The sequence below is a fragment of the Nocardioides sp. NPDC057767 genome (assembly GCF_042798275.1).
In the GTDB taxonomy this organism is placed as follows: domain Bacteria; phylum Actinomycetota; class Actinomycetes; order Propionibacteriales; family Nocardioidaceae; genus Nocardioides.
In genome coordinates this window covers 13,192-25,795 of record NZ_JBHVKJ010000018.1, presented here as the reverse complement: position 1 = coordinate 25,795, position 12,604 = coordinate 13,192, and the positions used below count along the sequence as shown (strand labels likewise).

Below are 12,604 nucleotides of genomic sequence, written 5' to 3'. Positions count from 1 at the left end.
ACCGGAGCGAGGGGAGTGGTGTCGTGCGCCGCTGGGTGCGCCGGTCATTGTGGGACGTGGTCCCACGCGACGACCGTCAGAGCGACGCCGCTCTGCGCCGCCGCCGGCTGGTGACGGTCGGGTTCGGTGTGCTCGGCGCGGTGGTGCTCGGCGTCTCGCTGCGTATCGAGCCGGGCAGTGTCTGGTTCTACCCGGCGGCCCTCGCCCTGGCCGGGGTGTGGGCCATCGGTGCGTTCGCGTCCGGACCTCTGCACCTGGGACGGATCGGTGCCTGGAGCCGACAGGAGGGACAGCATCGCTTCGTACGCCCGGTGCTGTCACCGATCCTGCTCGGCCTGGGCCTGGCTGGGGTCTTCGTGATCGGCGGCCTGATCGTGCGCGAGATCGACTGGCTGGACCGGCAGGTGCGCTCGGTGATCGACTTCGCCGACCAGGGCTCGCTTCCGATCCTGGTCGTGGTGACGGCCGTCAACGGCGTGGCGGAGGAGTTGTTCTTCCGCGGTGCCGTCTATGCCGCTCTGCCCCGCCATGCCGTCGCCTGGTCGTCGGTGGCCTACGTGATCGCGACGCTGGCGACCGGCAACGTGATGCTGGCCTTCGCGGCGATCCTGCTCGGTGCCCTGGTCGGGCTCGAGCGGCGCGCGTCCGGTGGCGTCCTGGCGCCGATCCTCACCCACTGTGCGTGGTCGCTGTCGATGCTGATCGCGCTGCCGCTGCTCTTCGGCTGAGGCCGGCGGCGCCTCAGAGCGCGTTCCGCTCGGCCAGCCGCTCGGCCAGGGCGCGACGTACGGCCTCCCGGTAGGGCAGCGGTTCGCCGGGCACCACATCGAGGATGCGCCGGTCGTGCACCACGACCTCGGTGGTCATGGAGTCGATCAGGTTGCGCCCGGTGGTCACGTCGATGTCGGTCACCAGCGCCAGCCAGTACGACGACAGCCGGGGCGTCAGCACCGGCACGGGGATGACCGGGATCGTTCGGCCGTTGGCCACCTCGGAGGCGACGGTCAGCATGTCGAGGTAGGTCATCGCCTCGGGGCCACCGATCTCGAAGACCTCGCCGATCGCGTCCTCGTTGTCGATGACACCCGCGAGGTAGCGGATGACGTCGTCGACTGCGATGGGCTGGGTGCGGGTGGCGGTCCACTTCGGCACCACCATCGCGGGGAGGTTCTTGACCAGCTGCCGGGTCAGTTCCCAGGAGACGCCGCCGTGGCCGACGACGATCGCGGCTCGCAGCGTCGTGACCGGCACGCCGGCCTCGCCGAGCAGGGACTCGACCTCGCGTCGTGAGCGCAGGTGGGGCGACAGATCGCCGTCGTCGCCGAGCCCGCCGAGATAGATGATCTGGCGCACCCCGGCCCGCGCCGCGGCGGCACCGAAGGAGCGAGCAGCCCGGGCGTCGCGTTCCTCGAAGTCCTCGTGGTCGAGCGAGTGCACCAGATAGACCGCGACATCGGTGCCTTCGAGCGCGGCCGGCAGGGAGGCGGGGTCGTTCACGTCGGCGCCCACCGGTTCGCCGGGGCCGTCGTAGTCGTCCGGCCGCCGGGTCATCGCCCGTACCTTGGTGCCGCGTTCGGTCAGCTCAGCGACCAGTCGTCGGCCGATGAACCCGGTTGCGCCGGTGACGAGCACGGTGGTCGAGGTCTCCATGGGTCGAGCCTACGGCCGTCGTCAGACCGGGCGGCAGTCCTGGCCGCAGCCCTCCTCGGTGACCGGTCCGGATGCGTGCGACGCCGGCCGATGCAGCACGGCGCCGGTCGGGGTGACGAGGACGTCGGATCCCTCGACGCGACCGGTGCCGTCGACGATCAGCGCGTGGTCGCGCGGCGTGAGCGGGGCGTACGTCAGCGTGAGCACCGGGTTGGTGGCGAGGTTCGCACGCGTGCCGCCGCCGGGATCGGAGATCCGCAGCGACGAGCCGTCGACGACCGGGTCCACGACCACGACCTTGATCCGCTCACCAGCGGTGGTCAGCAGGAACCCGCTGCCGAAGCGCTCGAGGGTCGAGGCGAGATCGGGAAGCGCGACCGGGATGCTCATGCCGTTCACCCTAGGGCGACGTGTGTCAGAAGGTGCCGTTCTCGCCGGAAATAAGTATTGACATCTGTCTATATGAGGCGGAGAGTGACATATCGATAAACTTCGATATGAGGAGGAAACATGTCACGCATCCAGCTCGCGCTCAACGTCGACAACCTGGAGGAGTCGATCGCGTTCTACTCGATCCTGTTCGGTGTCGAACCGGCCAAGACCAAGCCCGGGTACGCCAACTTCGCGGTTGCCGAGCCGCCGCTCAAGCTGGTACTCGTCGAGAACCCTGGCGAGGGTGGCAGCATCAACCATCTCGGTGTCGAGGTCGCCGACACCGACAGGGTCGACGCCGAGCAGGCTCGGCTGAACGCCGCCGGGTTCGCCTCGGTCGACGAGCGGGCCACCACCTGTTGCTACGCCAAGCAGGACAAGTTCTGGGTCGACAACGCCCCCAACGGTGAGCGGTGGGAGATCTACACCGTGCTCTCCGACAGCGACACCTTCAGGTCGGCGGATGACGGCGCGGGCGAGACGGCAACGTGCTGCGGTCCCGCTTCCGAGGCCACGCGCATCTCGGATGCCGCTCGTGAGCCCGACGTCGCGGGCTGCTGCTGACCGGCGCGCGGGTCCCCCGGGGCGGAGGGTTAATCTGCCTCCGATGAGCACCTACCGGTCCGACTGCTCCCGCTGCGCGGGCCTGTGCTGCGTGGCGCTGCCCTTCGCGCGCTCGGCGGACTTCCCGGAGGACAAGGCCGGGGGCGATCCGTGCCGCCACCTCGGAGCCGATTTCGGGTGTGGGATCCATGACCAGCTGCGGCAGCGCGGGTATGCCGGTTGCACGGTGTTCGAGTGCTTCGGAGCAGGTCAGCAGGTCACCCAGTTGACCTTCGGCGGTACCGACTGGCGCGCCGAGCCGGCGTCGCGGCAGGAGATGTTCGACGTCTTCGCCGTGATGCGGCAGCTGCACGAGATGCTGGCGCTGCTCGAGGAGGCCGCGGGGCGAAGCGCGTCATCCGAGCTCGCCGAGCTGGTCGACCAGGTCTCCACCGCGGCCGGCGGCTCCGCCGACCAGGTGCTCGGCACCGACGTCGGCGCTCTCCGCTCGGCGGTCGGCGGCGCGCTCCGCCGGGTGAGCGCGGAGGTACGCCGCCCCGCAGGCCAGGCGCTGGCGGGTGCCGACCTGCTCGGTCGTGATCTGCGCCGGAGAGACCTGCGTCGTGCGGATCTCAGGGGCGCACTCCTGGTGGCCGCCGACCTGCGCGGCGTCGATCTCGCCGACGCCGACCTGCTCGGCGCGGACCTGCGGGACGCGGCCGTCGCGGACGCGGACCTCTCCCGGGCACTCTTCCTCACCCAGGCACAGGTCAACGCCCTGCGAGGAGACGGGAGCACCCGCCTACCCGCAGGGCACGACCGACCCGCCCACTGGGGCTAGGGGGATCAGCCCAACGTGGCCGTGTCGATCACGAAGCGGTAGCGCACGTCGGAGGCCAGGACCCGGGCGTACGCCTCGTTGACCTGGTCCGCCGAGATCACCTCGACGTCGGCGCCGATGCCGTGCTCGGCGCAGAAGTCGAGCATCTCCTGGGTGAGCGCGATGCCGCCGATCATCGAGCCGGCGAAGTTGCGGCGCCCGGCGAGCAGAGAGAACACGTTGACGCTCAGCGGCTCGGCAGGGGCGCCGACGTTGACCAGGGTGCCGTCGACGGCGAGCAGCCCGAGGTAGTCGTCGACGGGGATCGAGGCGCTGACCGTGTTCACGATCAGGTCGAAGCTGTTCTTCAGCGTCGAGAAGGTCGCCGGGTCAGAGGTGGCGTAGTAGTGGTCGGCGCCGAGACGCAGGCCATCCTCCTGCTTCTTCAGCGACTGCGAGAGCACGGTGACCTCGGCACCCATCGCATGGGCGATCTTGACGCCCATGTGGCCGAGGCCGCCGAGCCCGACGATGGCCACCTTCTTGCCGGGGCCGGCGCCCCACCGCTTCAGCGGGGCGTACGTCGTGATGCCGGCGCACAGCAGCGGGGTCGCAGCCGCGGCGTCCATGCTCTCGGGCACCTTGAGCGCGAAGTGCGCGTCGACCACGACATGGGTCGAGTAGCCACCCTGGGTGAACGAGCCGTCCCGGTCCTTCGCCGCGTACGTCCCGACACCGCCGCCGGGGGTCGAGCAGTGCTGCTCGTCGCCGTTGAGGCAGTTGTCGCACTCGCGGCACGAGTTGACGAAGCAGCCGACACCGACGCGGTCGCCGACCTTGTGGTCGGCGACGGCCGAGCCGACCTCGGTCACGCGGCCGACGATCTCGTGGCCCGGGACCACCGGGAACGGCTGCGGGCCCCAGTCGCCGTTGACGGTGTGGATGTCGGAGTGGCAGATGCCGGCGTACTCGATCGCGATGAGGACGTCGTTCTCACCGACCGAGCGGCGCTCGATGGTGGTGGGGGCCAGCGGCTCGCCGGCGGAAGGGGCTGCGTACGCGTTGACGCGCAAGGCGATCTCCTTGGATCTGAGGAAGGTGTGTTACTTGAGGCGGTCGCGGATCTTGTCCGCCAGCGCGAGTGACTGCGTCGAGAGCACCTCGGCACGCTCCTGGTCGCCCGCCGAGACGGCACGCCAGTAGTCGGCCTTGATCCCGACGTACGTTCGCCGCATCTCGAGCGTCTCGGCCTCCCGGGCGAGGCGCTCGGCGTGCTCGGCGAGCAGGTCGATCTGCTCGCGGGCACCCTCGCGGCCGAGGCGGACGTTGGTGACGTACGTCCTCATGTCGTCGATCGAGAGACCGATCGCGGCGAGGCAGGCGACCCCGGTGAGGCGGTCCAGATCGGACTCGTCGTAGACCCGGTGGCCGCTGCTCGCGCCACGGCTCACCGGCTCGATCAATCCGATCGTCTCGTAGTAGCGCAGCGTGCTGGCCGGCAGCCCGGTCAGCGTCGCCACCTCCCGGATCGTGTAGGTCCGAGTCGTCGATGCAGTCACGTCCATGACGCTAAGAACTTCAAGTCAAAGGGCAGATTTGTCGATTTGTCCACGGTCACGCCGACGTTTTGGTGTGTGACGTCGACCGGGAGATGACGCGCTGTGCCGGTGTCGTGCGAGACACTGCTACGCCACGATGACGAAAGGCTCGGCAATGTCAGTGATCGATGTGACCGCTCCTGAGGTGGTTCGGCAAGAACAGCTCTTCGAGCAGATCGCCATCCGTCTCCCTGACGAGGTCGACGGCGATTGGACGGCGCTCGACTTCAATCACCGCAACCTCTCCGGTATCTCCGACGGCCGCATCGACATCCATCGACCAGGTGGCTACATCGACTACTCCTTGCCGCCGGAGGTGGTCATCCCGTTGATCGACGAGCTCAGGCGGGTGATGTACCGACCCGGAAGGGGCGCCTGGTTCTCCGGGCACTGGTCCATCACCAACAGCGACGGCCTCGGAGAGAAGATCGCGGCCAACGCCTCGTTCAACCGCGACGACGAGCCGCTGTGGCGCCGCGCCGTGCACCCCGAGATGTACGCCCTCGACCTCGAAGCCTTTCCGCGTGACGAGGAGAGCACCCCTGCATGGCTGCGTCAGAAGGTCGCTGAGGCACGCAGAGTGTCCTAGCACGGCAGGGCCGTCGAAAAGAGGTCAGAACGTCCGCTTGACCTTGACCCAGCGTCAACCCTCGACGCTGTTCGACATGAACCCGACACCAGCAATCGAGACCGCCGGACTGACCAAGTCCTACGGCGACGTACACGTCCTCCAGGGCGTCGACCTGAGCGTCGAGAAGGGCAGCATCTTCGCCCTCCTCGGCTCCAACGGCGCCGGCAAGACCACGACCGTGAAGATCCTGACGACGCTCCTCAAGGCGGACGGCGGCCAGGCGACGGTCAACGGCTTCGACGTCGCGACGCAGGCGCAGGACGTACGCACGTCCATCAGCCTCACCGGCCAGTTCGCCGCCGTCGACGAGATCCTGACCGGCCGCGAGAACCTCGTCCTGATCGCCAAGCTGCTCCGTCAGAAGAACCCGGGCGCGGTCGCCGACGAGCTCCTCGCCCGGTTCTCGCTCACCGAGGCCGGCAACCGCAAGGTCGCGACGTACTCCGGCGGTATGCGCCGCCGGATCGACATCGCGATGAGCCTCATCGGCAACCCGCCGGTGATCTTCCTCGACGAGCCGACCACCGGCCTCGACCCCGAGGCGCGGATCGAGGTCTGGCAGACGGTCAAGGAGCTCGCTGACAACGGCACGACCGTCCTGCTCACCACCCAGTACCTCGAGGAGGCCGAGCAGCTCGCCGACCGGATCGCGATCCTCCACGAGGGCCGCATCATCGCCAACGGCACGCTCGGCGAGCTCAAGGCGATGTTCCCGCCGGCCAAGCAGGAGTACGTCGAGAAGCAGCCGTCTCTCGAGGAGATCTTCCTCGCCATCACCAGCAAGTCCAACGGCGCGTCCGCCGCCCCCGTGAAGGAGTCATGATGACCACCCGATTCTTCGGCGACACCGCCGTCCTGCTCGGCCGCTCCCTGCGACACATCGCCCGCAGCCCCGACACCATCGTCACCACCGCGATCACGCCGATCGCGATGATGCTCATGTTCGTGTACGTCTTCGGCGGCGCGATCGACACCGGCTCCCACGAGAGCTACGTCAGCTATCAGCTACCCGGCATCCTGTTGATCACCATCGCCTCCGGCATCGCCTACACCGCCTACCGTCTCTTCCAGGACAAGAACGGCGGCATGTTCGACCGGTTCCAGTCGATGCCGATCGCTCGGTCGGCGGTGCTGTGGGGTCACGTGCTGACCTCGGTGGTCGCGAACATGATCTCGCTGGTCGTGGTGGTGCTCGTCGCCCTGCTGATGGGCTTCCGTACCGGTGCGAGCGTGCTCGACTGGCTCGCGGTGGTCGGCATCCTGGCCCTGTTCACCCTCGCGCTGACCTGGCTCGCGGTGGTCCCGGGACTGACGGCCGGCACGGTCGAGGGAGCCAGCGCGTTCTCCTACCCGCTGATCTTCCTGCCCTTCCTCAGCTCGGCGTTCGTGCCGACCGACACGATGCCCGGCCCGGTGCGAGCCTTCGCCGAGCACCAGCCGGTCACCTCGATCGTCGACTCCATCCGGGCGATCTTCGCCGGTCAGGATCTCGGCAACGAGCTGTGGATCGCACTGGCCTGGTGCGTCGGCCTCCTGGTCGTCGCGTACGTCCTGGCGACCAGCGCCTACCGCCGCAAGTTCGCCTAACCGCGAGACAACAGACCGTGTTCCCGTCACTATTCGGGAATGCTCACGATCAGCCAGCTGGCGTCGTACGCCGGTGTCACCGTCAGGGCCGTGCGCCACTACCACGCCAAAGGGCTGCTGGTGGAGCCGGAGCGCGACCACTCGGGATACCGACGCTACGACGCCGCTGCCGTGGTCGACCTGATCAAGATCCGCATCCTCGCCGACGCCGGCGTCCCGCTCTCCCGTGTCAAGGAGCTGCTGGCCGCCGGCGACGAGGATTTCAAGAAGGCGGTCGCCGAGATCGACAAGCGCCTCCGGCAGGAGATCCGTGAGCGCCAAGGCCATCGCGAGCGGATCGCCCGCCTCGTCCATGGTGACGGCCTCGCCCTCCCGCCCGAGGCGGTCGCCTATCTGGAGCGGATGCGGGAGCTCGGCATCCCGGAGCGGATGATCCAGGGCGAGCGCGACGCCTGGATCCTCGTCGCCGCCCAGCAGCCGCAGAGCATGGAAGCCTTCATCCGCAACAAGGTCGGCCAGCTCGACGACCCCTCGGTCGTGGAGACCTACCGCGAGCTGGAGGCCATGCTCGACTGGCAGCCCGGCGACCCTCGTCTGGAGACCATCGCAGACCAGATCGTCGCCCAGATGAACGCTGTCTCCGACGAGGACTGGGCCGCCTACGTCGACGGCGACCAGGCCATGCCCGACGAGCTCGCCGCCCTGCTCGACGCCATGTTCGTCGAGCAGGTCCCCGTCGCCCGCGACCTCATGCGCCTGGTCGAGAAGCGCGGCTACACCGGCTGGACCAAGCTCGAGCGGATCCAGGACTAGCAGGACGTACGCCCCGGGGTGCTCGGACGGCGATTCAGGCGCCGGCGATCCCGAGGAGATCGCGGACCGGTCCCGCGGGCGGGCGGGCGCCGCCCACCCACACGGCCCGGAACTCCCGGGACAGGTCGAGCTCGGCCACCGGCACCCGGACCAGGGTGCCGAGGTCGACATCGGCGTGGGTCGCCCGGCTCGACACGAACGCCGGCGAACCGCCGGCGCGGACGGCGGCGAGGATCGCCGCGTTCGTCGCGAACTCCACCTCGGGATCCGCCAGCCGCTCGCCGGCGGCCGCGAGCGCGGACTCGACGACCGCCCGCGTGCCGGAGCCGAGCTCGCGGCAGGTCAGCGGGCGGGTCGCGAGCTCGCGCGCGCTGATCCCGGCGCGGCGACGAGCCCAGCGGTCATCGGGGGCGGCGACCAGCACGAGGTCGTCCACGCCGACCTTCGTGGTGGAGAGTCCCGCGGTGTCGACCGGGCCTTCGACGAAGCCCAGGTCCGCCTCGCCCTGACGCACGGCGGTGACGACGTCCTCGGAGTTCGCGGCCCGAAGACTCACCGCCACCCGGCGCTGCTGCCGCAGACGTACGAGCCAGCGGGGGAGCAGATACTCCGCCGTCGTCATCGAGGCATGCACGTGCAGCTCGTCGGAGCGGGTGCTTCGCAGTGTCTGCAGAGCGGTCTCGATCTCGTCGGCGCGTTCGAGCAGGTCGACGCTCCACTCGACCAACAGCTTTCCCGCCTGGGTCAGCTCCGATCCGCGATGCGCCCGCTGCACCAGCACCAGTCCGACCTGGGTCTCCATCGCCCGCAGCCGCTCCGAGGCGGACTGCTGCGATATCCCCGCCGCCCGGCCGGCGGCGCCGATGCTGCCCAGCCGGGCGACGTCGGCGAGCAGCCGGAGGGACGGGAGATCGGGCAACATGGTCACAGGGTATCCCTGTGAGCCCACAGTCATCTGGGTTCTACCGGCGGGCGGCGCCCACGCCGAGCATGGAGACATGAGGCTCCCCTACGGTCCGAACTGGTACGCAGCCACGATGGGCACCGGCATCGTTGCCATCGTCCTGCCCGGTCTTCCCTTCCGGGTGCCGGGGGCGGCACCGGTCGCGCTGGCGTTCTGGCTGGCGGCGTGCCTCCTGCTGGTGGCCACGGTGACGGCGATGATGCGCGGCGTCCGGCAGGACGGCTCGCTGCTGCGTCGTCACTACGACGACCCGGTGATGTCCCACTTCTACGGGGCTCCGGCGATGGCGCTGATGACCGTCGGGGCCGGCGCGGTCGGGGTCGGACAGGACGTGCTCGGTGCCCGTGCGGCGGTCGGGTTGGGCGCGGTCCTGTGGGCGGCGGGCACGCTCCTCGGCCTGTGGACCGCGATCGCCGTGCCCTACCGGGCGATCACCCGCCACGTGGTCGCCGACGACAGCGCCACCGGCGGGTGGCTGATGCCGGTCGTTCCGCCCATGGTCTCGGCGACGACCGGCGCCGCCCTCGTGCCGCACCTCCCGGCCGGGCAGCCCCGCGAGACCCTTCTCCTCATCTGCTACGCCTTCTTCGGACTGACCGTGATCGCCGGCTTCCTCGTGCTCAACCAGCTCTGGCAGCGGCTGATCCGTCACGGGGCGCTGACCCCGGCGACCCTGCCGACCGTGTGGATCGTGCTCGGCTTCCTCGGGCAGTCGACCACGGCGGTCCACCATCTCGGCGTGCTCGCGCCCTCGGTGGTGCCCGACTACGGGCACGCCCTCGGCATGCTCGCGGTCTGCTACGGCGTGCCGGTGTGGGGTTTCACCGTGCTGTGGAGTGCGCTGGCGCTCGCGCTGACGGTGCGCCAGGTCCGCGACGGGCTGCCGGTGGCGGCGACCTGGTGGTCGTTCACGTTCCCGGTCGGGACCGTCGCCACAGGCAGCAGCGCTCTCGCCTCCGCGACCGGCCTCGCGCTCTTCGAGATCGCGGCCGGGATCGCGACGGTCGGGCTGTTGGTGGGGTGGGTCGTGGCTGCGTACGGGACTCTGCGGCTCTTCACTGATCAAACGGTATTGCAACCAAAGGGTTGCAAGATACTGGTTGAAGTGCAACACTGAGGTTGCACTTCGACTACCCGAGGAGGACCCATGGTTCACACCGCCGAAGAGCTCGCCGAGCTCGACAGCATCAGCCGTCAGATCGACATCGAGGCCACCGCCGACAAGGTCTGGGCCCTGATCACCCGTCCGGGGTGGTACGTCAACGACGGCACCGTTCTCGACGGCTCGGACACCCGCATCGAGACCGCCGACGACGGCACCGAGATCGCCGTGGTCACCCACCCGACGATGGGTGACTTCCGATTCCGCACGGTCGAGCTCGACGAGCCGCGCTACGCCGCGTTCCGCTGGCTCGGCACGCCCTACCGCGACGTCTCCGAGGGCACCCTGGTGGAGTTCTGGATCAAGGACAACCCCGCGGGTGGCGTGACGCTCGAGGTCCTGGAGAGCGGCTTCTCCACCCTGTCCGAGGACCCCGCGGTCTGGCTCAAGGAGCGCGAGGGCAACGACAACGGCTGGGCCATGGAGCTCGAGGTCGCCAAGACGTACGTCGAGGCGCGTGCGTGACCACCACACCCACGCTCCCCGAGATGTGCGCGGCCCTGGGCGACCAGACCCGCTGGGACATCCTCACCCGGCTGGGGCAGGAGACGATGTCCGCCTCCGCCCTGGCCCGGGTGCTCCCGGTCAGCCGCCAGGCGATCGTCAAGCACCTCGACGTACTCTCCGAGGCCGGCCTCGTCACCGCCGAGCGCCGCGGTCGCGAGATCGTCTACGCCGCCCTCGGCTCCCGCCTCAACGCCCTCGCCCACGAGCTCGACCGCATCGGCAACGCCTGGGACACCAGGCTCCGCGCCCTCAAGTCCCTTGCCGAGTCTCCGGAGGACTGACGCCAGAGGGGCCTCAGGCGCCCCACCCGATCGCGAGCTCGACCGCCCGCCGCCACCGAGCGAACTCGGCCTCCCGGCGGGCGGCCGACATGGCGGGCCGCCACTCCGCCGCCCGCCGCCAGTGCCGTCGCAGGACCTGCCGGTCGGGCCAGTAGCCGGCCCCGAGCCCGGCCGCGTAGGCGGCACCGCGGGAGACCGTCTCGGCGACCATCGGACGGACGACGGGGATGTCGAGGAAGTCGGCGATGGTCTGCATGAGGAGGTTGTCGGCGGTCATGCCGCCGTCGACAGCGAGTCGTGTCAGCGGCGCCGCGGCGTCGGCGTTCATCGCGTCGATGACCTCGCGGGTCTGCCAGGCGGTGGCCTCGAGGACGGCGCGACACAGGTGCGCCTTGGTCACGTACGAGGTCAGCCCGACGATCACGCCGCGGGCATCGGGCTCCCAGTGCGGTGCGTACAGGCCGGTGAACGCCGGGACGACGTAGCAGCCGCCGTTGTCGGCGACGGTCAGAGCCTGGGTCTCGATCTCCGCGGCCGAGCGGATCAGGCCGAGGCTGTCGCGGAACCACTGCACGAGCGAGCCTGCGACGGCGATCGAGCCCTCCAGTGCGTAGGCAGCGGGCTCACCCTCCATCGCGTGCGCGACCGTGGTGATCAGGCCGTGCTGTGAGCGCACCGGCGATGTGCCGGTGTTGAGGAGCAGGAACCCGCCGGTGCCGAAGGTGCACTTCGCGTCGCCGCGGTCGAACCCGGCCTGCCCGAACAGCGACGCCTGCTGGTCGCCGATCACCGCGGTCAGCCGGATCCCCTCGATCGGCGCGACCGTGGTCCCGAACGAGGAGACCGTCGGCCGGATCGCGGGCAGCATCGCCCGCGGCACCCGCATCGCCGCCAGCAGCTCAGGATCCCAGTCGAGGGTGCCGAGGTTCATCAGCATCGTACGGCTGGCGTTGGTCACGTCGGTGACGTGCGCCCCGCCGGAGACCCCGCCGGTCAGGTTCCAGACCAGCCAGGAGTCCATCGTCCCGAACATCAGGTCGCCGCGCTCGGCGCGCGACCGCAACGACGGAGACGAGTCGAGCAGCCAGCGCACCTTCGGCCCGGAGAAGTACGTCACCAGCGGCAGCCCGCTCCGAGCCTGGATCTCCGCCTCGTCCATGTCGGCGGCGACGGCCGGCAGCACGGCGGACGACCGGGTGTCCTGCCACACGATCGCGTTGTGGACCGGCCGACCGGTGTGTCGGTCCCACACGACCGTCGTCTCGCGCTGGTTGGTGATCCCGAGCCCGACGACCTGGGACGGCGACGCCCCGGCATCCGCGAGTGCCTCCGGTACGACCCGGCGGACGATGTCCCAGATCTCCATGGGGTCGTGCTCGACCCAGCCCGCGCGTGGGTAGTGCTGATGGTGCTCCCGCTGCGCCAGCGAGACCATCCGGCCCTCGCGGTCGAAGAGCATGCACCGGGTCGATGTCGTGCCCTGGTCCAACGCGGCGACATACCGCGGAAGACTCATGCCGGCGCCTCGGATGCAGACCGAGGTAACTCGGTGTGGTCGCGCCTACTTCGCGGAACTCCACGAAGTAAGTGGCAGCTCACCGAGTTACCTCGGTGAG

The 12,604-nt window shown here is 69.6% G+C and carries 16 protein-coding genes; 10 read left to right on the top strand and 6 right to left on the bottom strand.

The window, feature by feature from the left end:
- The first annotated feature begins 23 nt into the window (after positions 1-23).
- On the top strand, positions 24-728 hold the full coding sequence (locus ACFVDI_RS11365; RefSeq protein WP_378904455.1) for a CPBP family intramembrane glutamic endopeptidase: 705 nt from the start codon (positions 24-26) through the stop codon (positions 726-728).
- Between the two features lie 13 nt (positions 729-741).
- Here the strand turns inward: ACFVDI_RS11365 and ACFVDI_RS11360 are convergent, their stop codons facing one another.
- Positions 742-1,650 (bottom strand): NAD(P)H-binding protein, encoded by a 909-nt coding sequence (locus ACFVDI_RS11360; protein WP_378904452.1) that lies wholly within the window; start codon positions 1,648-1,650, stop codon positions 742-744.
- A gap of 21 nt (positions 1,651-1,671) precedes the next feature.
- Complete coding sequence (locus ACFVDI_RS11355; RefSeq protein WP_378904449.1) at positions 1,672-2,040, bottom strand: pyridoxamine 5'-phosphate oxidase; 369 nt, start codon at positions 2,038-2,040, stop codon at positions 1,672-1,674.
- 120 nt (positions 2,041-2,160) lie between these two features.
- Between ACFVDI_RS11355 and ACFVDI_RS11350 the strand changes: the two genes are divergently transcribed.
- Together ACFVDI_RS11350 and ACFVDI_RS11345 are read left to right on the top strand one after the other, a co-directional pair.
- Complete coding sequence (locus ACFVDI_RS11350) at positions 2,161-2,646, top strand: ArsI/CadI family heavy metal resistance metalloenzyme (RefSeq protein ID WP_378904446.1); 486 nt, start codon at positions 2,161-2,163, stop codon at positions 2,644-2,646.
- Positions 2,647-2,689: 43 nt separating this feature from the next.
- Complete coding sequence (locus ACFVDI_RS11345; RefSeq protein WP_378904443.1) at positions 2,690-3,466, top strand: pentapeptide repeat-containing protein; 777 nt, start codon at positions 2,690-2,692, stop codon at positions 3,464-3,466.
- Positions 3,467-3,471: 5 nt separating this feature from the next.
- On the opposite strand, the gene ACFVDI_RS11340 is transcribed toward ACFVDI_RS11345, so the two are convergent.
- Together ACFVDI_RS11340 and ACFVDI_RS11335 are read right to left on the bottom strand one after the other, a co-directional pair.
- Entirely contained in the window at positions 3,472-4,524 is a 1,053-nt protein-coding gene (locus tag ACFVDI_RS11340; RefSeq protein WP_378904623.1) for an NAD(P)-dependent alcohol dehydrogenase, read from the bottom strand.
- Between the two features lie 24 nt (positions 4,525-4,548).
- On the bottom strand, positions 4,549-5,004 hold the full coding sequence (locus ACFVDI_RS11335; protein WP_378904440.1) for a MerR family transcriptional regulator: 456 nt from the start codon (positions 5,002-5,004) through the stop codon (positions 4,549-4,551).
- Positions 5,005-5,158: 154 nt separating this feature from the next.
- Between ACFVDI_RS11335 and ACFVDI_RS11330 the strand changes: the two genes are divergently transcribed.
- From ACFVDI_RS11330 to ACFVDI_RS11315, 4 genes are all read left to right on the top strand, one after another.
- Entirely contained in the window at positions 5,159-5,632 is a 474-nt protein-coding gene (locus ACFVDI_RS11330; RefSeq protein ID WP_378904437.1) for an agglutinin cell wall attachment protein, read from the top strand.
- A 76-nt stretch (positions 5,633-5,708) separates the two neighbouring features.
- Complete coding sequence (locus ACFVDI_RS11325) at positions 5,709-6,497, top strand: ABC transporter ATP-binding protein (protein WP_378904434.1); 789 nt, start codon at positions 5,709-5,711, stop codon at positions 6,495-6,497.
- A complete protein-coding gene (locus ACFVDI_RS11320) occupies positions 6,497-7,261 on the top strand; it encodes an ABC transporter permease (RefSeq protein WP_378904431.1) in 765 nt (254 codons plus the stop codon). Before ACFVDI_RS11325 ends, ACFVDI_RS11320 begins: the two co-directional genes overlap by 1 nt.
- Before the next feature lie 39 nt (positions 7,262-7,300).
- Positions 7,301-8,074, top strand: a complete 774-nt coding sequence (locus ACFVDI_RS11315) for a MerR family transcriptional regulator (RefSeq protein WP_378904427.1) — start codon at positions 7,301-7,303, stop codon at positions 8,072-8,074.
- A gap of 34 nt (positions 8,075-8,108) precedes the next feature.
- Here the strand turns inward: ACFVDI_RS11315 and ACFVDI_RS11310 are convergent, their stop codons facing one another.
- A complete protein-coding gene (locus tag ACFVDI_RS11310) occupies positions 8,109-8,996 on the bottom strand; it encodes a LysR family transcriptional regulator (RefSeq protein WP_378904424.1) in 888 nt (295 codons plus the stop codon).
- Positions 8,997-9,072: 76 nt separating this feature from the next.
- Here ACFVDI_RS11310 and ACFVDI_RS11305 point away from each other — a divergent pair, with 76 nt between their 5' ends.
- Genes ACFVDI_RS11305 through ACFVDI_RS11295 form a run of 3 tightly spaced genes read left to right on the top strand, consistent with a single transcriptional unit; the run spans position 9,073 to position 10,988 of the window.
- Positions 9,073-10,155, top strand: coding sequence for a TDT family transporter (locus ACFVDI_RS11305; protein WP_378904421.1), 1,083 nt, complete (start codon positions 9,073-9,075; stop codon positions 10,153-10,155).
- 30 nt (positions 10,156-10,185) lie between these two features.
- Complete coding sequence (locus tag ACFVDI_RS11300) at positions 10,186-10,665, top strand: ATPase (RefSeq protein WP_378904418.1); 480 nt, start codon at positions 10,186-10,188, stop codon at positions 10,663-10,665.
- Entirely contained in the window at positions 10,662-10,988 is a 327-nt protein-coding gene (locus ACFVDI_RS11295; RefSeq protein ID WP_378904415.1) for an ArsR/SmtB family transcription factor, read from the top strand. Before ACFVDI_RS11300 ends, ACFVDI_RS11295 begins: the two co-directional genes overlap by 4 nt.
- Positions 10,989-11,001: 13 nt before the next feature.
- Here ACFVDI_RS11295 and glpK read toward each other — a convergent pair whose 3' ends face one another.
- Positions 11,002-12,504: a glycerol kinase GlpK gene (gene glpK, locus ACFVDI_RS11290; RefSeq protein WP_378904412.1), complete on the bottom strand. Its 1,503-nt coding sequence runs from the start codon at positions 12,502-12,504 to the stop codon at positions 11,002-11,004.
- Positions 12,505-12,604: the final 100 nt, after the last annotated feature.